The organism is Labrys neptuniae, assembly GCF_040797145.1.
In the GTDB taxonomy this organism is placed as follows: Bacteria; Pseudomonadota; Alphaproteobacteria; order Rhizobiales; family Labraceae; genus Labrys; species Labrys neptuniae.
This window is the reverse complement of record NZ_JBFNQD010000024.1, coordinates 49706-68467: the sequence shown is the minus strand read 5'-3', so window position 1 is coordinate 68467 and position 18762 is coordinate 49706. Positions and strand designations below refer to the sequence as shown.

At 64.6% G+C, this 18762-nt stretch carries 16 protein-coding genes; 6 read left to right on the top strand and 10 right to left on the bottom strand.

All coding sequences use genetic code 11. The annotated features are described in order from the left end of the window. Window positions 1-82 precede the first annotated feature (82 nt). Window positions 83-970 carry a LysR family transcriptional regulator gene (locus tag ABXS05_RS32480; RefSeq protein WP_311944643.1) on the bottom strand — a complete coding sequence of 296 codons (888 nt, stop codon included), beginning with the start codon at window positions 968-970 and terminating at the stop codon, window positions 83-85. A gap of 224 nt (window positions 971-1194) precedes the next feature. Here ABXS05_RS32480 and ABXS05_RS32475 point away from each other — a divergent pair, with 224 nt between their 5' ends. After that, entirely contained in the window at window positions 1195-2694 is a 1500-nt protein-coding gene (locus ABXS05_RS32475) for a CoA-acylating methylmalonate-semialdehyde dehydrogenase (RefSeq protein ID WP_367626757.1), read from the top strand. Between the two features lie 89 nt (window positions 2695-2783). On the opposite strand, the gene ABXS05_RS32470 is transcribed toward ABXS05_RS32475, so the two are convergent. The 3 genes from ABXS05_RS32470 to ABXS05_RS32460 form a co-directional block, all read right to left on the bottom strand. Further along, on the bottom strand, window positions 2784-4208 hold the full coding sequence (locus ABXS05_RS32470) for an aldehyde dehydrogenase family protein (RefSeq protein ID WP_367626756.1): 1425 nt from the start codon (window positions 4206-4208) through the stop codon (window positions 2784-2786). A gap of 278 nt (window positions 4209-4486) precedes the next feature. Further along, window positions 4487-5806 (bottom strand): NAD(P)/FAD-dependent oxidoreductase, encoded by a 1320-nt coding sequence (locus ABXS05_RS32465; protein WP_437178718.1) that lies wholly within the window; start codon window positions 5804-5806, stop codon window positions 4487-4489. A 91-nt stretch (window positions 5807-5897) separates the two neighbouring features. After that, the gene (locus tag ABXS05_RS32460) at window positions 5898-7265 is read right to left on the bottom strand and encodes a glutamine synthetase family protein (protein WP_311944683.1); all 1368 of its coding nucleotides are present in this window, start codon (window positions 7263-7265) and stop codon (window positions 5898-5900) included. Between the two features lie 114 nt (window positions 7266-7379). Here ABXS05_RS32460 and ABXS05_RS32455 point away from each other — a divergent pair, with 114 nt between their 5' ends. Further along, window positions 7380-8075 (top strand): GntR family transcriptional regulator, encoded by a 696-nt coding sequence (locus ABXS05_RS32455; protein WP_367626754.1) that lies wholly within the window; start codon window positions 7380-7382, stop codon window positions 8073-8075. An 18-nt stretch (window positions 8076-8093) separates the two neighbouring features. On the opposite strand, the gene ABXS05_RS32450 is transcribed toward ABXS05_RS32455, so the two are convergent. From ABXS05_RS32450 to ABXS05_RS32435, 4 genes are all read right to left on the bottom strand, one after another. After that, complete coding sequence (locus ABXS05_RS32450; RefSeq protein WP_367626753.1) at window positions 8094-9524, bottom strand: sensor domain-containing diguanylate cyclase; 1431 nt, start codon at window positions 9522-9524, stop codon at window positions 8094-8096. A gap of 273 nt (window positions 9525-9797) precedes the next feature. Then, entirely contained in the window at window positions 9798-10325 is a 528-nt protein-coding gene (locus tag ABXS05_RS32445; RefSeq protein WP_437178717.1) for a nucleoside deaminase, read from the bottom strand. A 60-nt stretch (window positions 10326-10385) separates the two neighbouring features. Next, window positions 10386-11153, bottom strand: a complete 768-nt coding sequence (locus tag ABXS05_RS32440) for an SDR family NAD(P)-dependent oxidoreductase (RefSeq protein WP_367626751.1) — start codon at window positions 11151-11153, stop codon at window positions 10386-10388. An 82-nt stretch (window positions 11154-11235) separates the two neighbouring features. Beyond that, window positions 11236-12741 carry an amino acid permease gene (locus ABXS05_RS32435; protein ID WP_367626750.1) on the bottom strand — a complete coding sequence of 502 codons (1506 nt, stop codon included), beginning with the start codon at window positions 12739-12741 and terminating at the stop codon, window positions 11236-11238. Between the two features lie 161 nt (window positions 12742-12902). Between ABXS05_RS32435 and ABXS05_RS32430 the strand changes: the two genes are divergently transcribed. Then, window positions 12903-13733, top strand: a complete 831-nt coding sequence (locus ABXS05_RS32430) for a helix-turn-helix transcriptional regulator (RefSeq protein ID WP_367626749.1) — start codon at window positions 12903-12905, stop codon at window positions 13731-13733. An 18-nt stretch (window positions 13734-13751) separates the two neighbouring features. Here the strand turns inward: ABXS05_RS32430 and ABXS05_RS32425 are convergent, their stop codons facing one another. Both ABXS05_RS32425 and ABXS05_RS32420 read right to left on the bottom strand, forming a co-directional pair. Beyond that, the gene (locus ABXS05_RS32425) at window positions 13752-15125 is read right to left on the bottom strand and encodes a sensor histidine kinase (RefSeq protein ID WP_311944629.1); all 1374 of its coding nucleotides are present in this window, start codon (window positions 15123-15125) and stop codon (window positions 13752-13754) included. Next, on the bottom strand, window positions 15112-15777 hold the full coding sequence (locus tag ABXS05_RS32420; RefSeq protein WP_367626748.1) for a response regulator: 666 nt from the start codon (window positions 15775-15777) through the stop codon (window positions 15112-15114). The genes ABXS05_RS32425 and ABXS05_RS32420 overlap by 14 nt, the downstream gene beginning before the upstream one ends. Window positions 15778-15969: 192 nt before the next feature. Here ABXS05_RS32420 and ABXS05_RS32415 point away from each other — a divergent pair, with 192 nt between their 5' ends. The 3 genes from ABXS05_RS32415 to ABXS05_RS32405 all read left to right on the top strand — a co-directional run bounded on the left by ABXS05_RS32415 (window position 15970) and on the right by ABXS05_RS32405 (window position 18678). After that, window positions 15970-16722, top strand: a complete 753-nt coding sequence (locus ABXS05_RS32415) for an ABC transporter ATP-binding protein (RefSeq protein ID WP_311944627.1) — start codon at window positions 15970-15972, stop codon at window positions 16720-16722. A gap of 16 nt (window positions 16723-16738) precedes the next feature. Further along, window positions 16739-17605: an ABC transporter permease gene (locus tag ABXS05_RS32410; RefSeq protein WP_311944626.1), complete on the top strand. Its 867-nt coding sequence runs from the start codon at window positions 16739-16741 to the stop codon at window positions 17603-17605. A gap of 95 nt (window positions 17606-17700) precedes the next feature. Then, window positions 17701-18678: an ABC transporter substrate-binding protein gene (locus ABXS05_RS32405; protein ID WP_376717793.1), complete on the top strand. Its 978-nt coding sequence runs from the start codon at window positions 17701-17703 to the stop codon at window positions 18676-18678. Window positions 18679-18762 lie beyond the last annotated feature (84 nt).

Genomic DNA, 18762 nt, shown 5'->3' with positions numbered 1-18762 from the left:
CGTCACTCTCAATGCCATCGTGCGAGATCAGGTCACCTTCAAGGCATGACACTCGCTCAACTACAGTTGCCAGGAAGTCTTCTCAATCCCGGGCGAAATGGGCCCGTTCGGCCCGAACCCGCAGGGTGATGTGGTCGGCGACGGCGGCGACACGGCGGGTGTTGTGGGTATCCGGATGGGAGACCAGCCAATAGCTGCGGGTGAAGCGCCTGCCCGGTAGCAGGCGCATCAGCTCGGGATATTGCCGGGCGGCATAGTCGTGCAGGATGCCGATGCCGTGACCGGCCCTGACAGCCTCCATCTGGGCGACCACGCTGCCGCACTCGAAGCGCCGGCGCATCAGCCGGCCCAGCGTCTCGGCATAATCCAGCGCCCGGCTGTAGACGAGGTCGTCGACATGGGTGACGAAGAGATGGCCGGCAAGGTCCTCCTCGCTGGCGATGGGGGGCGCCGCTTCGAGATAGCCCCGGGAGGCATAGACGCTGAGCGTATAGTCGGTCAGCTTCTTGACCATCAGCCGCCCCTGCACGGGGCGGTCCAGCGTCACCACGATGTCGGCCTCGCGCCGTGACAGCGAGAAGGTGCGCGGCAGCGGCACCAGCTGCACCACCAGTTCCGGGTGTCGGGCCGCCAGGGCGCCCAGTTCGTGCGACAGGAAGTAGTTGCCGAGCCCGTCCGGCGCGCCGACACGCACCGTGCCGCTGATCTCCGCCGTGGTGCCGGATACCAGGGCGCCGACGCGCAGGAATTCGGATTCGGCCTTCTCCGCCGCGACGAGCAGGGCCTCGCCGGCCGCCGTCAGCGTGCAGCCCTGGGTCTGGCGTTCGACGAGCCTGGCGCCGAAGGTCTCCTCCAGCGCCGTGAGCTGGCGGCCGACGGTGGCATGGTTGAGCCCGAGCTGGCGCGCCGCGCCGAGCAATTGCCCGCTGCGCGCCACCGCCAGAAAGATGCGGATGTGGTCCCAGTTCATGGCGAACTCCGGGTGCACGGGCATCTTGCCCGTTCTGCCTGACCGACATCCGCCACGTTTCCAAGAACGGGCAAGATGCCCGTGCACCCGGGGAAGATCGTCTATTGATGACTTTAATTTTTGCACATCGGAAGTGCAATCCCTCTCATTGCTGTGCGAACGCATCAACTGCATAGATCTCGCCGAACGCCGCCCACCGGCAGGCGAAGGACAGGAGGAAGAGGATGACGCGCGAGATCTCCCATTTCATCGGCGGCAAGCTGGTTGCCGGCCGCAGCGGCCGCAAGGCGGCGGTCTACAATCCCGCCACCGGCGAAGCCGCGGCCGAGGTCGCCCTCGCCTCCGTCGCCGAAGTGCGCGAGGCCTCTGCCGCCGCCAAGGCCGCCGCCCCCGGCTGGGCCGCCACCACGCCGCTGCGCCGCGCCCGTATCCTCAACAAGTTCCTGCACATCCTGGAGGAGCGTACCGACGAACTCGCCGCCGTAATCACGGCCGAGCATGGCAAGGTGCTGTCGGATGCCAAGGGCGAGATCCAGCGCGGCATGGAAGTGGTGGAATTCGCCACCTCGGCGCCCCAGCTCCTCAAGGGCGAGGTGACGGAGAATGTCGGCACCCGCGTCGATAGCCATTCCCTGCGCCAGCCACTCGGCGTGGTCGCCGGCATCACGCCATTCAACTTCCCGGCCATGGTGCCGATGTGGATGTTCCCGGTGGCGCTGGCCTGCGGCAACTGCTTCATCCTCAAGCCCTCCGAGCGCGATCCCTCCGCTTCGCTGCTGCTCGCGCAGTGGCTCAAGGAAGCCGGCCTGCCGGACGGCGTCTTCAACGTGGTCCATGGCGACAAGGAGGCCGTCGACGCCATCCTCACCGATCCCGATATTTCGGCCGTCAGCTTCGTCGGCTCCACGCCGATCGCCCGCTACATCTACGAGACCGCCTCGCACAACGGCAAGCGCTGCCAGGCGCTGGGCGGCGCCAAGAACCACATGATCGTGATGCCCGACGCCGACATCGACCAGGCCGTCGACGCCCTGATGGGCGCGGCCTATGGCTCGGCCGGCGAGCGCTGCATGGCGATCTCGGTTGCCGTGCCAATCGGCGAAGCCACGGCCGAGGCGCTGCTCGCCAAGCTGGAACCCCGGGTGCGCGCCCTCAAGATCGGACCCGGCACCGACCCGGAAGCCGAGATGGGACCGCTGGTGACCAAGCAGCATCTCGACAAGGTGCGCGGCTATATCGACACCGGCGTCGCCGAAGGAGCCAGGCTGGTGGTGGACGGGCGCGGCTTCAGCATGCAGGGCTACGAGAACGGCTATTATCTCGGCGGCACGATCTTCGACCATGTCACCACCGACATGACGATCTACAAGGAAGAGATCTTCGGCCCGGTGCTCGCGGTGGCGCGCGCGCCCGACTATGCCACTGCCGCCCGCATGATCAACGAGCATGAGTTCGGCAACGGCACCGCGATCTTCACCCGCGACGGCGACGCCGCCCGCGAATTCGCCCACCAGATCCAGGTCGGCATGGTCGGCATCAACGTGCCGATCCCGGTGCCGATGGCATTCCATTCCTTCGGCGGCTGGAAGGCCTCGCTGTTCGGCGACCACCACATGCACGGCCCCGAGGGCGTGCGCTTCTACACCAAGCTCAAGACCATCACGAGCCGCTGGCCCACCGGCATCCGCGCCGGGGCCGACTTCGTGATGCCGACGATGAAGTAATCGACGCATCGAACGAAGAACGCCGCCGGAGAGCGATCCCGGCGGCGTTTTGTTGCGCTACGGGCCGAAGCCCGCCTCTGACAATCCCATCAGGGCCGATGCACCGTCTTCACCTCGAGGAAGTCCTCCAGGCCGAAGATGCCGCCCTCGCGGCCATTGCCGGACTGCTTGTAGCCGCCGAACGGGCTGCCATAGCGATGAGGCCCGCCATTGATGTGCACCATGCCTGCGCGCAGCCTGGCCGCGACCCGCTCGGCCCGCTTGTCGTCGCCGGTCTGCAGATAGGCGGCAAGACCGTAATTGGTGTCGTTGGCGAGCTCGATCGCCTGCTCCTCGGTGTCGAAGGGAATGATCGACAGCACCGGGCCGAAGATCTCCTCGCGGGCGATGCGCATGTTGGGATCGACATCGGCGAAGATGGTGGGCTTGGTGAAATAGCCCTTCTCATAGCCTTCCGGCTTGCCGGGACCGCCGATCAGCACGCGCGCGCCTTCGGCGACGCCGGCCTCGATCAAAGCCTGCACGCGGCCGAACTGGATATCGCTGACCAGCGGGCCGATATGCTCGCCTTCCTGCTTGGGATCGCCGACGGCCTGCGTCCTGCCGGTACGCTCTGCGATGTCGACGACCTTGTCATAGACCGAACGCTGCACCAGCATGCGGGTCGGTGCGTCGCAGGACTGGCCGGAATTGTTGAAGCATTCCAGCACGCTGCCGGCAACGCGATCCTCGAGGTCCGCATCCTCGAAGATGATGTTGGGCGATTTGCCGCCGAGCTCGAGCGTGACGCGCTTGACGGTCTCGGCCGCATCCTTGCTGACGGCGATGCCGGCGCGGGTCGAGCCGGTGAAGGACATCATGTCGATGTCCTTGTGCTTGGAGAGGGCAGCGCCGACCGAGGGGCCATCGCCGTTCACCAGGTTGAACACGCCGGCGGGGAATCCGGCTTCCTCGACCATTTCGGCATAGAGCAGCGCGTTGAGGGGGGTGAACTCGCTCGGCTTGAGCACGCAGGTGCTGCCGGTGGCGAGCGCCGGCACCACCTTGAGCGCGATCTGGTTGATCGGCCAGTTCCAGGGGGTGATCAGGCCGCAGACACCGATCGGCTCGCGCAGCACCACATCGCCATTGGGCAGGGTATCGCGGGCCTTGAGATGACGCAGCGCATCGATGAAGCCCTGCAGATGGCCGACGCCGACATCGGCCTGCTGGGCCCGGCTCATCGAGATCGGCGCACCGAGTTCGAGCGTGATGGTCTGGGCCATCTCCTCATAGCGGCGCTTGTAGACGTCGAGCAGCTTTTCCAGCAGCGCCAGGCGCTCCTCGACGCTGGTGCGCGAATAGGTGGCGAAGGCCTTCTTGGCGGCGGCAACGGCCTTGTCGACATCGGCGGGCGTGCCCATGGAGATCACCGCGACCGGCTGCTCGGTGGCCGGATCCAGCACCTGCAGATCGTTGGGAACGACAGGATCCACCCACTTGCCGTCGATGAAGAACTTGCGCTTGTCGAGCATCGCTCACTCCCTGATTGCGGAGACGGTCTCCCGCCCCTCGTGAATATGTCGGACTTACACTGCCCCAGCGCACCGATCCACTGGAACAGCCATCATGTCGCAGGTGCGATGGTAGCGGGTTGAGGTCCCAAAGCATGTGACCAGAATTCGAGCTATCCCGGCCTTTGTCATTGCCGGGCTTCGACCCGGCAATCCAGGAGATACTCACCGAGAAAGGCAATCTCTGGATGCCCGGGACAAGCCCGGGCATGACAAGAAACATCTTTCCGAGTCTGCCGTCACAGACCCAACCTGTCCCTCAAGCCATACCACCAGGCGCCGAGCACGGTCAGCGGCACCCGGAAGGTCTTGCCGCCCGGGAAGGGGTAATAAGGCAGGCTGCTCCAGACATCGAAGCGCTCGGCCTGGCCGGCGACGGCCTCACCCAGGATCTTGCCGAGGAGATGGGTGGTGGTGACACCATGGCCGCTGTCGCCATGCGAGAAATAGATCGAGGGCGACAGCCGCCCGACATGCGGGATGCGCGTCAGGGTCAAGGCGAAATTGCCGCTCCAGGCATAGTCGAAGCGGATATTGGCGAGCTGTGGGAAGGTCCTGGCTAGGCTTGGCCGGATCTTGGCCTCGATGCTGGCGGGATCGCCGCCGCCATAGACGATGCCGCCGCCGAAAAGCAGGCGGTTGTCGGCGGTACGGCGATAATAATCGAGGATATAGTTCATGTCCTCGACGCAATAATTGGCCGGCAGCAGGTCGCGGATTACCGCCTCGTCCAGCGGCTCGGTGGCAATGACCTGGCTGGACACCGGCATCATCTTGCCGCCGATCTCGGGCAGAAGATCGCCGATATAGGCATTGCCGCAGACAAGGAGATAGGTGCAGGTCACCGCCCCGTGCTGGGTGCGCACCACCGGTTTCGCCCCCTGCTCGACCGAGAGCACCGGCGAACGCTCGAAGATCCGTCCACCATGCCGCTCGACCGCCGCCGCTTCGCCCAGCACCAGGCTGAGCGGATGGATATGGCCGCCCTTGTGGTCGACCAGCCCGCCGACATAGCGCTCCGAGGCGACGATCTTGGACAGGCCCGCCTTGTCGATGCGCTCCAGGCCGCCATGGCCATGGCGCTCCCAGATGCGCTGCTGCTCGTCGAGCTCGCGCAGCTGCTTGTCGGTGAAGGCAGCGAAGAAACCGCCAGGAACCAGGTCACAATCGATGCCATATTGGGCGATGCGGCCGCGTATGATGTCGGCACCCTCCCCGGCCATGGCGCCGAGCGCCTTGGCCGCTTTCGCGCCATAGCGCTTTTCGATCACCTCGAGGTCGCGGCTGTAGCCGTTGACGATCTGGCCGCCATTGCGCCCGGAGGCGCCGAAGCCGATGCGCATGGCCTCCAGCACGACCACGCTATAGCCGCGCTCGGCCAGTTCCAGTGCCGCGGAAATGCCGGTGAAGCCGGCGCCGATCACGCAGATATCGGCCGTCAAATGTTCGTTGAGGACGGGACGTTCGAAGGCGCCCTTGGCGGTGGCGGCATAATAGGTCGCCGCGTGGCCGGCGCTGGATGACGGCGGATGGTCGGTGGCGAACTCGACGGTGGACATGGCGGACATACCTCATGGACCGGCCGTCGCGCGCACCAAACCGGAGGTCTGGTCGGCGCCACGGCCGGAAGGCGATGGATTGAAAGACAGCTCAGACGATTTCGAGATAGGCGGCGAATTCGTAGTCGGTGACCTGTTCGGCGAAACCGGCGATCTCCTGGCGTTTGCAGGCGATCAGCATCGAGCGCAGCACGGGGTCGAAAATCTCGGCGGCGATCTCGCCGGCCTCGAAGGCATCGACCGCCTGTCCCCATTCGGACGGGATCTTGGCCGATGCGCTCGGCAGATGGGCGCGCCCCATGATGGGCTCGGGCGGCGTCCATTGCTTGCGGATGCCGATCAGGGCCGCGCCGAGTATGGCCGCGACCACCAGATAGGGGTTGGCATCCGCCCCGGCGACCCGATGCTCGATACGGCGTGCAGCCGGGCTGCCGCCGGGAATACGGACGGCTGCGGTGCGGTTCTCATAGCCCCAGGCGATCGTGGTCGGAGCGTGGGTGTCGGGCCTGAGGCGGCGATAGGAGTTGAAATGCGGCGCGAACAACAGCGTGGTCTCGGCCATGCCGCGCAGCAAACCGGCCACGGCATGGCGCAGGATCGGCGAACCTTCCTTGCTGCCGTCGTTGAAGACGTTGCGACCTTCGGCATCGAGCAGGCTGAAATGCACATGCATGCCATTGCCCGAGCGCGTGCCGTAAGGCTTGGCCATGAAGGTGGCCGCAAGGCCGTGCTTGCGCGCGACACCCTTGACGATGCGCTTGAAGAAGACGGCGTCATCGGCCGCCTTGAGGGGATCGTCGCTGTGCAGGAGGTTAATCTCGAACTGGCCGATGCCGTTCTCGGCGATCGCCGCATCCGCCGCCACGTTCTGGCGCTCGCATTCGGCATAGACGTCGGAGATGAACTCGCCGAAATCGTTGAGTTCGTCGATGGAGAGAATGGCGTCCGAATCGAGCCGCTTGCCGGTGTAGGGCGAGATCGGCGGCACGGCGCTGTCGGGCTCCGGGTCGATCAGATAGAACTCCATCTCCGTCGCCACCACCGGCCGCAGGCCGAGCTTCTGGTATTCGCGCACCACGGCGGCGAGCGCCTGGCGCGGATCGGCGAGGAAGGGCTCGCCGCTCTCCAGGAAGAGCCAGAGCGGCACCAGAGCGCTCGGCCGCGAGGTCCAGGCCACCGGCAGGATGCCGCGTCCGGTCGCCCCGCAGATGCCGTCCATGTCACCCGAGGCGAACACATGCTCGCTGTCGATGATGTCCTCGCCCCAGACGTCGACGCCGACGATCGACAAGGGCATGCGGATGCCGCCGCCCAGCACCTTCTCGGCCTGGCTGACCGGTACGCGCTTGCCGCGCATGATGCCGTTGAGGTCGCAGACCACGGCCTGGATGCTCTCGATCGGGCTGTCTTCCTTCAGCAAAGCTGCCAGGGTGTCCCGATCGATGCTGTCGGCCGTCATCATGCGCGCTCCATTTTGTGATCACATTATTAAGTATGTGACATCATATCCGACTGGAATCAAGCCCGGCTTCGCGATAAGCAGATATGTGAGGTTCGCAGGGAGGCGAGATTATTGAAGAAGTTGGTACTGCCGCCATTGGCCCGGGTCGATGGTACGACGACGCATGATTATGTCTTCCTGCGCCTCAGGCAGGCCATCATGGTAGGAGCTTTCCGGCCCGGAACCTCGCTGACCATACGCGGCCTCGCCGCCGCGCTCGAAAGCAGCTCCACGCCCGTGCGCGAGGCGCTCAGGCAGCTCACCTCGATCGGCGCTCTCAAACTGCTCGAAAATCGCCGGATCCAGGTTCCGGCCGTCACGCCGGAGCTCTTCGAGGAGTTGATCTCGCTGCGCGTCGTGCTGGAACAGCATGCGGCGCGGCGGGCCGTCGCGCATATTACCGAGCGCCAGATCGACCAGCTGGTCGAGATGGATCTTGCCATCGACGAGGCCATTGCCAGGCAGGACAAGGTCGGTGCCCTGCTTGCCAACCAGCAGTTTCACCGCACCATCTACAGCATCAGCCCCGATCGCATCGTATTGCCGATGATCGAAAGCGTCTGGCTGCAGCTCGGCCCGGTCCAGGGCGTCGCCATGGAACATGTCGCCGAACTCTACGTGGTCGACCGCCACCAGGAGATCATCCAGGCCTTGCGACAACGCGACCCGGCGGCGCTGGTCAAGTCGGTCGGCGCCGATATCGGCGAGGGCATCGGCGGCTTCGATGCCCCAGCCGTCGCATCGCTGCTGGACGTGGCCGCGACCTGAAGGACGCCCGGCGATGCACTAGCTTGGATCGGAATGATGCCGGTGCTTGTTCTCATACATCAGGAGATCGGCTCGCCTGGCGACGGATTCGAGCTTTTCTCCGTCCTGGCTGGTGGCAGCACCCATCGAGACGCTCAGGGCCATCTGTGAATAATATTGATTGTTGATCTCGACGAGGCGCTCGATGTTTTCCATCATGGCCGTCGCACCGCGCTCGTCGACATAGGGAAGGACGACGGCAAACTCGTCGCCGCCGATGCGAGCGGCGTGCCCCGGTTTTTTGACGGCCTCGTTCAAGATCTCGCCGACGCGCCGCAACAAGGCGTCACCGGTCGCATGACCCCACTGGTCGTTCACGGATTTGAGCCGATCGAGATCGATGGCGATGATCGACACGGGCGAAAAATTGTTGCGCTCCAGCCGGTTCAGCTCGTCGACATAGAAGGCGCGATTGAACAATTTCGTCAGGACATCGTGCTTGCCGAGATATTCGAGATAGGCTTCCGCCTTCTTGCGCGCCGTAATGTCGGTCAGCGCGACCTGCACCTGCGACCAGTCCTCTTCATGTCCCGGAAGAAGGGACAATTGCAGGAGAAGATAGCGTTCGGTGCCGTCGAGTGCGTGATTGAGCACCTCCCGGCGCTGAAAGAAAACGCCATTCCACAAATCAATCAATTGTTCGCGGAAATGGGCTTCCATATCGGATTGGAACACGCGCGGCAGGTTTTGCAGGAGTGTCGGCTTGTCGGCGGCAAGGAAGAGGGCCAGTGTCTCCTTGTTGATGTCGAGAACCCGGATTTCGCTCATGCATTGGCGCACGAATTCGGGGTGAACATCCGTGAAAACCCGAAAATCGACGATGCCGCGCGCCCGCAGGTCGTCCATCAACTGCTTGATGCGGCTGAAGTCTTCGACCCAGAGCGAAACCGGCGAGTGCTCGAAGAGGGCTGAAGCATATTGCTGCTGTTTCGCCGTCTGGCGGCGGGCATCCTCGAGGGCGGTCACGTCCTCGATGGCCAGGAGCACACGGTCCCACACCTGCTCATGTCCTGGCAGGATGATGCCGCGCAGCTGAATGTCGAGACGCTTGCCGCCCAACGTATAGTTGACCGTGTTGCTGTAAAACTCCGTGGCGCCGTCCCAGAGTTGCTTCAACTCATCGATGTGCGCCTCGAGCATGTCGTCACGCAGCACCCTGCCGAGATTGGCCACGAGATGGTCGACACTGTCGGCTTCATACAGCGAGAGGGTCTTGCGGTTGACTTTGAGCACATGAATGAGGCTCGAACAATGCGCAAGCCTGGCGGGATCTGCCAAAAGAAAGGCTCGCAGATCCGTCACCCCCTCTGCGCGCCATGCCTCGAATTGCTCACGCAGAGTGGTGTAGTCTTCCAGCCAGAGCGACATGGGTGCCAGATCGAAAATATTGTCGCTATCGTCTGGAACCATCGCCCTGCTCTTCGTTGACACGCTCGATAGACATCCTGCCATGTGACCCGCGGTCAGGCACTCGCTCTCACCGCCTCGAGGTTTCGGACGCGTTTCGAATCAAGGCCTTGCACAACCGGCTGGATCTTCGAAGCTTGCAAGATACCGGATGGCGCAGCAAGGCAAGACTGCTGCTCCCCCTGCTATGCGCATTTCGCCGAGATGGGCGTCAGAGCGCGGCAATGATCGTCGTAGGAAAGCAACGCCAGACATATATCTCGAAGCCCCCGCTCCTCACGTCCAGAAACCCAGGTGAGGCACGGCCGCCTCGTCTTCCAGCGCGGGGCCGACCACGTCGATCCGACGCTGTCCCCGCGCAAAAACCTCGCGGCAGGGCAGCGAGAAGGTGGGGTTTTCGGGATGGGCGCCGGTGAGTTCGAGCAGGCGATGTTCCGAGAGGGCATAGACCACCCGCCCGATGCCCGTCCAATAGACGGCGCCCGCGCACATGCAGCAGGGTTCGGCGCTGGTGTAGAGCGTCGAGGCGGCGAGTTCCTCCGGCGTCCTCGCCTTGGCCGCCGCCGCGGCTGCCACCAGTTCGGCGTGCTGGGTCGGATCGCCCTCGGGCGGCATCGAATTGTTGCCGGCCGAGGCGACGACATTGCCGTTCCCGTCGACCACCAGCGCGGCGAAGGGATGGCGGCCGCGCCGCCTGGACTCGTCGGACAGGGCGATCGACTGCCGCAGGAACGCAAGGTCCAGGGCGGACAGGCCGTCCGCTTGCGTCTCGTCGCTGGCGCTCACCTCGCCCTCCCCCATCATGATCCGGCCGGCACCACGATATCGTGCTTCGCCGGCCGGAGGAAAGCGGAAGGCAGAGGCTCAGATCGCGGTGAAGCCGTTGTCCACGAACAGATGGGCGCCGTTGACGAAGCTCGACTCGTCGCTGGCGAGATAGAGCGCCGCCCGCGCGACATCCTCGGGTTCGCCGATCCGCCCCTGTTGGGCCGCGATGGCCGCATCGGAGACGTCGACGCCATGTGCCTGCAGCTCGGCGACCTCGCGCAGGCCATGCGGCGTGCGGATGAAGCCCGGACAGACGGCATTGCAGCGGATGTTGCGGTCCCGGAACTCCACGGCGATGGCCCGGGCGAACATGTGGCAGGCGCCCTTGGTGGTGTCGTAGAGCACTTCCATCGGCGTCGCCGCCACCGCAGAGATCGAGGAGGTACAGACGATCGAACCGCCGCCATGGGCGATCATCTGAGGCAGCACCGCCCGGGTCATCAGGAACATCGAGCGGACATTGACCGCATGCAGCCAGTCCCACTCGGTGAGCGAGATCTCGAGGAAGGGTTTGATCAGGATGGTGCCGGCATGATTGAACAAGGTGGTGACGGGACCGAAGCACTCCTGCACCGCCCTGACCGCCGTCTCGACTTCGGCCTCCTCCGAGACGTCGGCGACGAAGGCGGTCGCCTCGCCTCCGGCCGCGCGGATTGCGGCCGCCGTCTCCTCCGCCGCGACGGCATTGCGGTCGATGATGGCGACCTTGGCGCCCTCGGCCGCGAACAGCCTGGAAGCCGCCCCGCCCATGCCCGTCGCCCCGCCCGAAATGATGGCGGTCTTGCCTGCTAGCCTTGCGGCCATGATGTCCTCGCTTAAATTTAGACTATTCGATCCATAATCGACCGGAACACCCGGCCGATATCCGTTCGCTCCGGCCGGCGCCTCAATGCTCGCCGAGCGGGCGGCCGCACGTGCCGCCGGACACCGCGAACTCCTCCTCCGGAGACAGCACCAGGCGATGGCGGCGGTAGAAGCCGAAATAGCCGAGGCCGATCAGATACCAGGCCGCCGCCGCGATCGCCGCCCAGCGATAGAGCGGATCGAAGAACTGGTAGCCGAGCGTGAGGATGCAGATGCCGATGGTGGCATAGGCCCCGAAGGCACCGAAGGGGCTGCGGAACGGCCTGGCGATATCGGGATAGAGCCGGCGCAGGCGCAGGAAGGCGATGCTCTGCAGGATGTAGGACACCATGCCCGCGAACACGATCATGCTGACCAGGAAGCCGGCCATGAAGGCAACATTGTCCTTGCCACCCAGGAACCAGATCGCCAGCAGCACGATGAGGGCAAAGCCCGCGCCGGTCGCCAACGCGATGTTCGGCGTCTTGGTGCGCGGATTGGTCACCGACAGCACGGTCGGCAGATAGCCGGCGCGCGACAGCGAATAGATGTTGCGGCCCGAGGCGAAGCTGCCGGCGAAGAAGCTTGCGGCAAGCCCCAGCACCGCCACGCCCGCCAGCAGCTTGGCCCAGCCATCGCCGAAGATGGTACGGAAGCCATCGAGCAGCGGCTCACCCGACGAACCCATGGCATGGGCGCCCGGCGGAATGGAGGCGCTGAAGAACAGCACGCCGAGGGCGAGCGCGATCAGCGTCAGGATCGACAGGATCAGGGCGCGCGGCATGTCGCGCGTGGGGTTCTTGGCTTCCTCGGCGGTGAGCGGCAATTGCTCGACGGCCAGGAACATGTAGACGCCGAAGGGCAGCGACAGCATGACGCCCGTGAGGCCGAAGGGCAGCCAGGGGCCCGCGCCGTCGGCCACGAGCTTGCCGTCCGTGCCGATGTTGAGCGCATGCCGGACGAAATCCACATGAGGAAGGGCCACAACGAAGAAGAACAACAGGACCAGCACGGCCGCGACGGTGATCCAGACCACCACCCGCATCGACAGTTCCAGGCCACGCACGGACAGGCCGAGCATCACCATATAGCCGGCGACCCACCACAGCGGCAGCCAGCTGTCGGGCGTGCCGAAAATGGCGGCGAGATAGGAGGCCATGAAGAACATGTTGGCGCCAGGGGCCAGCACGAATTCGATGTTCTCGGCCAGGCCCGTGGTGAAGCCGCCCCAGGGCCCGAGCGCGGTGCGCGCGAAGGAATAGGCGCCGCCCGTATGCGGCAGGGCCGCGCTCATCTCGCTGATCGACGAGCACAGGCAGACATACATGAAGCCGATGATCAGCGCGCCGAGCAGCATGCCGCCGAAGCCGCCTTGCGAAAGGCCGATGTTCCAGCCCGAATATTCGCCGGCGACGACGGCGCCGACGCCCATCATCCACAGGGTGAACAGTCCGGCATGGCGCTTGAGCTGGCGTTGCTCGAAATAGGCCTCGTCGACACTCTGATAGGTTACGCCGCCGGTCGGGCGGCTGGTCGTCTCGATCGTCATGGAAGTCCCCTCTTGCCGAGGAGCTTGTAAAATTCTCCTCTTTGCGACATCCCGATGATCCGAAAAGCAGCGTTGCGATAAATATCCCTAAAGAGATAGAGGCTGCCGCTGACGGGAGCGGGCATACAGGCAAGCAGGAAACGGAGGATGAAGGGACGGCCATGAACAGCCGCGAACGATCGGCCGCAGACAGCTGGCATCATGCGACGCCGGACCTGGTCGCCCTGCTGGGTTCTCCGCAATTTGCAGCTGCCCTCGACGCAGCCCTGGGGCAGATTGCTCCCTTCGACCTGAGCTGCATCTTCGCCTATCCGCTCGAAGACAGGCCGACACTGCTGCATGACGGCCTGAAGGCGGTGTCTTCTTCGCAGATCATGGCCAATTATCTCGCCGGCACCTATCTCCTCGACGCCGTCTACACCGCCTGCGTGCACACCACGCCGTCAGGCCTCTATCGCCTGCACGATCTCGCCCCGGATGATTTCTTCGAAGGCGAATACTTCAATTCGCCGGACGTCCACCCCTGCATCTCGATGGAAAGCGGCTCCCTCACCGAGGAGATCGTCTTCCTGCACGCCCTCAGGCCGGATCTCTATCTCGCCTATTCGCTGTTGCGCCAGAACGGTTCATCCCCGTTCGCAACCGCTGAAATGGCGGATCTCGCCCGGGCAGCGCCGATGGTGCTCGCACTCATGGGTCGCCAGTGGCAGGCCCTCGCAGAGGGAAGGGACCCGGGAGCCGCACCCGCTCCGCGCGAGCATGCCATCGAACAGGCCTTTCTCAGCTTCGCGCCGGCGCTGCTGACGCCGCGCGAGCAGACCATCGTCAGCCTGGTGCTGCGCGGCCATTCCAGCCTCTCGATCGGCAGCCTGCTCGACATTACCGAGGGCACGGTCAAGATCCACCGCAAGAACATCTATGCCAAGCTCGGCATTTCCAGCCAAACGGAGCTGTTCAACCAGTTCATCCGCCACCTGCTGGCGGACAAATAGGCCGCCTCCGCCCTGCGGTCATTTGCGCGACACCGAGAGGCACAGGCGCACCACCGTGAGCCCGTCCTCCTCGGCGAATTCCAGGGCACCGCCATGGGCGCGTGCGACCTCGTCGGCAATCGCCAGACCGAGCCCTGACCCCGCGGATCGCTCACCCTTCTGGAAGGGGGCGACGAGGCTCCCCCCTTCTTCCTGAGGGAAGCCTTCGCCATCGTCCCGCACCTCGATCCAGGCCCGGTCGCCCACCTGGCCGACCACCACGGTGAGGCGACTGCTCGCACCATGGACCAGGGCGTTGTCGATCAGATTGGCCAGCGCCTCGCGCAGGCTGATGGCATCGCCCTCGATGACAGGTGGCGGAACAGCGTGTTCGAAGGCGATATCGACCTCGCGTGCCAGTGAGAGGGGCACGGATTTCGCAAGCGTCGCCTTGGCGAGTTCGTTGAGATCGATCGGCGAGGTCTGCGCCGCATCCGCGCGATGGACGACCATGGCGTGGTCGAGAAGCTGCCGGGTCAGGCGGGCCAGCTCGGTTGTCCGTTCTCGAACGCGCGACAAATGTTCGGCCCGCCGCTTCGCATCCTGCGGTCCCGAAAGCAGCTCGACCTGAGCATCGAGCGCCGCCAGGGGTGTGCGGATCTGATGCGCCGCGTCGGCGATGAAACGCTGCATCAGCGCCATCCGTTCGGACAACCGGCGCATGAAATCATCGATGGCCTGGACGAGGTTGCGGATCTCGGCGGGACGCCCGGCCCGGATCGGACGCAAATCGTCGGGCCGCCTCTCCACGATCTCCTGTTCGATCAAAGCCAGCGGCTTCAGGCCGAAGCGAACGGCGAACCCTACCGCCAGCAATGCCAGCACGCTCATCGCTGCGATCACGGCAAGCGCCTTCAGGGTAAGGTCACGTGCCAGAGCGGTACGGGCATTGACAGTCTGTGCGACGATGATCGTGGCCCACTGTCCGGCGTCCTTGTCGTCGATCCGGCGCGCGATGGTGGCGATCCGTACCGACTGGTTCTGGTAATGCCCCTCCTCCAGCACGATGCCGCTGCGCATCGCAGCCGGGGTGGCAGACGACGCCAGGTCCTCGTAACCCGCCACGATCACGCCGCGCGGGTCGACGACCTTGTAGTAGACCAGGTCATAGGCCGAGAGCGTCGAAAAGGCCGCCACCGGCGGATCGAGCGCCACGACCCCGCCCTGCACATAGACGTTCTCGGCCACCTGGATGGTGGCCCCGCTCAGCAGCCGGTCATAGGCCTGCTGGGCCGCGATCGAGGCATATTGCCAGGCGGCCAACCCCAGCACGACGGCTCCCGCCGACAACACCGCCGAAAGCACGGCGATGATGCGGATGCGCAGCGACAGGCGGAGATCACCGCGTTGCAAGCCGGTAGCCCAATCCCCGCAGGGTCTGGATCTCGACCGGAGATCCCGTCAGCTTGCGCCTCAGGCGGGCGACGAACTGCTCCACCGCGTTGGGGCTCGGATCCTGGTCGAAATTGAAGAGCTGTTCGACGAGTTCTTCCTTTGGCACGATCCGCTCGGGCCGGATCGCCAGGATTTCAAGCACCGTCAATTCGCGCCGGGTGAGGTTGAGCGGCCTGTCGTCGACGCTGGCGACCCGCCCGGCCCGGTCGATCGCGAGAGAGCCCACGCGCAGCATATTGTCGGGCAGGCCGGCGCTCCGGCGCAACAAGGCGCGGGCCCTGGCCTCGAACTCGCGAAAATCGAAGGGCTTGGTCAGATAGTCGTCGGCACCCAGATCCAGGGTATCGACCCGGGCATCGACAGCCGAGCGGGCCGTGATCACCAGCACCGGCATCTTGGCCCGCCGCGCCCGCAATTTCCTCAGGAGCTCGAGCCCGTCCTCGCCCGGCAGGCTGAGGTCGAGCACCACCAGGTCATAGGCCTGGACCTCCAGGAGCTCGGAGGCCGTGCGGCCATTGTCTTCCCAATCGACGGCGTGCCCCATCGCCTCCAGCCGCGCCACCACGGCCTCGGCAATATCGGCAGTGTCTTCGACGACCAAAACGCGCAAGGCGGCTCCGCAGCGACAGAGGCAGGTCCCAAGATTCAGGTCCCAAGATTCAGGTTCCTGGAGTCAGTTCCAAGTCTTCCTGGAGTCAGTTCCAAGTCAGCTTCGAGTGCTAGGCCTATCGCAAGCGCCAATAGTGCGCAAGAAAGCCATCCAAGGGAGGAAAGTTTGCCCGCTTCGCCGAGCCCCAGCGCCATGACACCACTTTTGTCGGTGAAGGACGTGACGCTGCAATACAAGACACCGGACGCCCTCGTCACCGCCACCAGGCGCGTTTCCTTCGATGTCTATCCCTCCGACCGCTTCGTGCTCCTGGGCCCGTCAGGCTGCGGCAAATCCACCATCCTCAAGGCGATCGGCGGCTATCTGACGCCCGTCGAAGGCAGCATCAGCCTGAAAGGGACCGACGTCACCGAACCCGGTCCCGACAGGATGATGGTGTTCCAGGAATTCGACCAGCTCCTGCCCTGGAAGACCGTGCGCGAAAACGTCGTCTTCGCCCTGACGTCGAGCCGGCGGGTGCCGGTTGCCGAGGCCGCCGAGCGCGCCCGTTCCTATATCGACAAGGTCGGGCTGACGAAGTTCATCGATTCCTATCCGCATATGCTGTCCGGCGGCATGAAGCAGCGCGTGGCGATCGCCCGCGGCATGGCGATGGAGCCCGACGTGCTGCTGATGGACGAGCCCTTTGCTGCCCTCGATGCCCTGACGCGCCGCAAGATGCAGGACGAATTGCTGCGGCTATGGGACGACACCCGCTTCACCGTGCTTTTCGTGACCCACTCCATCGAGGAAGCCATCCGCATCGGCACGCGCATCCTGCTGCTTTCGCCTCATCCCGGGGAGGTCAAGGCCGAGCTCAACAGCGTGCCGCCCGAAGAGATGGGTACCGGCACGCAGGCCGCGCTCGAAACCCGCATCAACGACATGCTCTTTGCCGCGCATTGAGCCGGGGATCCCAGACATGACCGATCTTCTCAGCTTCCGTCCCGACATCATCCGGGAAGTCCATTCGGGCAGTGCTCCCGTCGTCGCCAAATCCCTCGGCATCGCCGAACGGCTCTATCGGCTCGGCTTCGTGCGCAAGGGCCTGATCCTCGCCGTGCTGGCCCTGGCATGGGAAGCCTATGGGCGCTGGCTCGGCAACCCCCTGCTGTTTCCGACCTTTGGCGAGACGGTGCAGGCCTTCCTCGCCAATATCGCCAACGGCATCATTCCCGAGCGCATGCTGGTATCGCTGCAGACGCTCCTCATCGGCTATGCCATCGGCATCGGACTTGCCGCCCTGCTAACCACCCTGGCGATCGGTTCGCGCATCGGGGCGGACCTTCTGGAAACGCTGACTTCCATGTTCAACCCCCTGCCCGCGATCGCGCTGCTGCCGCTGGCCCTGATCTGGTTCGGCCTGGGCACGGGCAGCATCATCTTCGTGCTCGTCCACTCCGTGCTGTGGGCCATCGCGCTCAACACCCATGCCGGCTTTCGCGCCGTCTCCAACACGCTGCGCATGGTCGGCCTCAATTATGGCCTGCGCAATCTGAGGCTGGTGCGTCTCATCCTGATCCCGGCCGCCTTCCCCGCCATCCTGACCGGCCTCAAGGTCGGCTGGGCCTTTGCCTGGCGCACCCTGATTGCCGCCGAGCTCGTCTTCGGCGTCTCCTCCGGCTCCGGCGGACTGGGCTGGTTCATCTACGAAAACCGCAACCAGCTCGAAACGGCCAATGTCTTCGCCGGCCTGTTCACCGTGATCCTGATCGGCCTGTTCGTCGAGAACGTCATCTTCGCCGCCATCGAGCGCAGGACGATCCGGCGCTGGGGCATGCAGCACTGAACCACCACCAACCGACAAAGCCGGAACGGCTCATCCATCAGGGAGGATTCTTCATGACATTCAAACGCTGGCTCAGGACAGCCCTGGCCATTGCAATGCTCGCGCCGGCTCTGGCATCGGGCAGTGCGCAAGCCGAGGTGAGCGAGGTCCGCATCTCCAAGGGTTTCGGCATCCTCTACCTGCCGCTGATCGTGATGCAGGACCAGCAATTGCTCGAAAAGCGCGCCAAGGCCGCCGGCCTCGGCGACGTCAAGGTCACCTGGCTGATGCTGGACGGCGGCAACGTCATCAACGACGCCATGATGGCGGGCACGCTCGACTTCGCCGGCACCGGCGCACCCGGTTTCGTCACCTTGTGGGCGAAAGCCAAGGGCATCCCGAATGTCGAGGTGGTCGGCGTCTCCGGCATGAGCTCGACCTCGCTCTGGCTCAACACCAACAAGCCCGAGATCAAGAAGCTGGAGGACTTCACCTCGGCGGACAAGATCGCCCTGCCCGGCATCAAGACCTCGCTCTCCGCCGTGGTTCTGCAGATGATCGCCGCCAAGGAGTTCGGCCCGGAGAACTACGCCAAGCTCGATCCGGCCACCGTCAGCCTGCCACATCCGGAGGCAGTCACCGCCCTGATCGGCGGCAAGACGGAGATCCGGGCTCATTTCACCTCGCCGCCCTTCCAATATATCGAGGCCAAGGCGCCCGGCGTCCACCGTGTGCTCAGCTCGGTCGATTATCTGGGCAACATCACGCTCGACGTCACCTTCGCGCCGAAGAAATTCGTCGATGCCAATCCCAAGATGACCCAGGCCTTCATCGATGCCATGGATGATGCCAACCAGTTGATCGCCAAGGACAAGAAGCTGGCGGCGGAGATCTTCACCCGGAGCTCGAAGGTGAAGGTCGACGTGTCCGAGGTCCAGCAGATGCTCGAGGACCCGGATGCGCGCTTCTCCACCACGCCCCAGGGCGTGATGCAGTTCGCCGACTTCATGCACCGGGCCGGTACCATCAAGGTCAAGCCCGCCCAGTGGAGCGACATGTTCGTGCCGCAGCTCGCCGGCCGTTCCGGCAGTTGACGACCAGCCGCCGGCCTTTGTGACTCGTACGGGCGACAAATGACAGGCCTGGTTGATGCCAGGCCTGTCATTTGCATTTCCAAT

Coding starts and splice junctions, on each gene's coding strand:
- ABXS05_RS32480 (WP_311944643.1), bottom strand. CDS start 970: ATGAACTGGGACCACATCCGCATCTTTCTGGCGGTGGCGCGCAGCGGG.
- ABXS05_RS32475 (WP_367626757.1), top strand. CDS start 1,195: ATGACGCGCGAGATCTCCCATTTCATCGGCGGCAAGCTGGTTGCCGGC.
- ABXS05_RS32470 (WP_367626756.1), bottom strand. CDS start 4,208: ATGCTCGACAAGCGCAAGTTCTTCATCGACGGCAAGTGGGTGGATCCT.
- ABXS05_RS32465 (WP_437178718.1), bottom strand. CDS start 5,806: ATGTCCACCGTCGAGTTCGCCACCGACCATCCGCCGTCATCCAGCGCC.
- ABXS05_RS32460 (WP_311944683.1), bottom strand. CDS start 7,265: ATGACGGCCGACAGCATCGATCGGGACACCCTGGCAGCTTTGCTGAAG.
- ABXS05_RS32450 (WP_367626753.1), bottom strand. CDS start 9,524: ATGGTTCCAGACGATAGCGACAATATTTTCGATCTGGCACCCATGTCG.
- ABXS05_RS32445 (WP_437178717.1), bottom strand. CDS start 10,325: ATGATGGGGGAGGGCGAGGTGAGCGCCAGCGACGAGACGCAAGCGGAC.
- ABXS05_RS32440 (WP_367626751.1), bottom strand. CDS start 11,153: ATGGCCGCAAGGCTAGCAGGCAAGACCGCCATCATTTCGGGCGGGGCG.
- ABXS05_RS32435 (WP_367626750.1), bottom strand. CDS start 12,741: ATGACGATCGAGACGACCAGCCGCCCGACCGGCGGCGTAACCTATCAG.
- ABXS05_RS32430 (WP_367626749.1), top strand. CDS start 12,903: ATGAACAGCCGCGAACGATCGGCCGCAGACAGCTGGCATCATGCGACG.
- ABXS05_RS32415 (WP_311944627.1), top strand. CDS start 15,970: ATGACACCACTTTTGTCGGTGAAGGACGTGACGCTGCAATACAAGACA.
- ABXS05_RS32410 (WP_311944626.1), top strand. CDS start 16,739: ATGACCGATCTTCTCAGCTTCCGTCCCGACATCATCCGGGAAGTCCAT.
- ABXS05_RS32405 (WP_376717793.1), top strand. CDS start 17,701: ATGCTCGCGCCGGCTCTGGCATCGGGCAGTGCGCAAGCCGAGGTGAGC.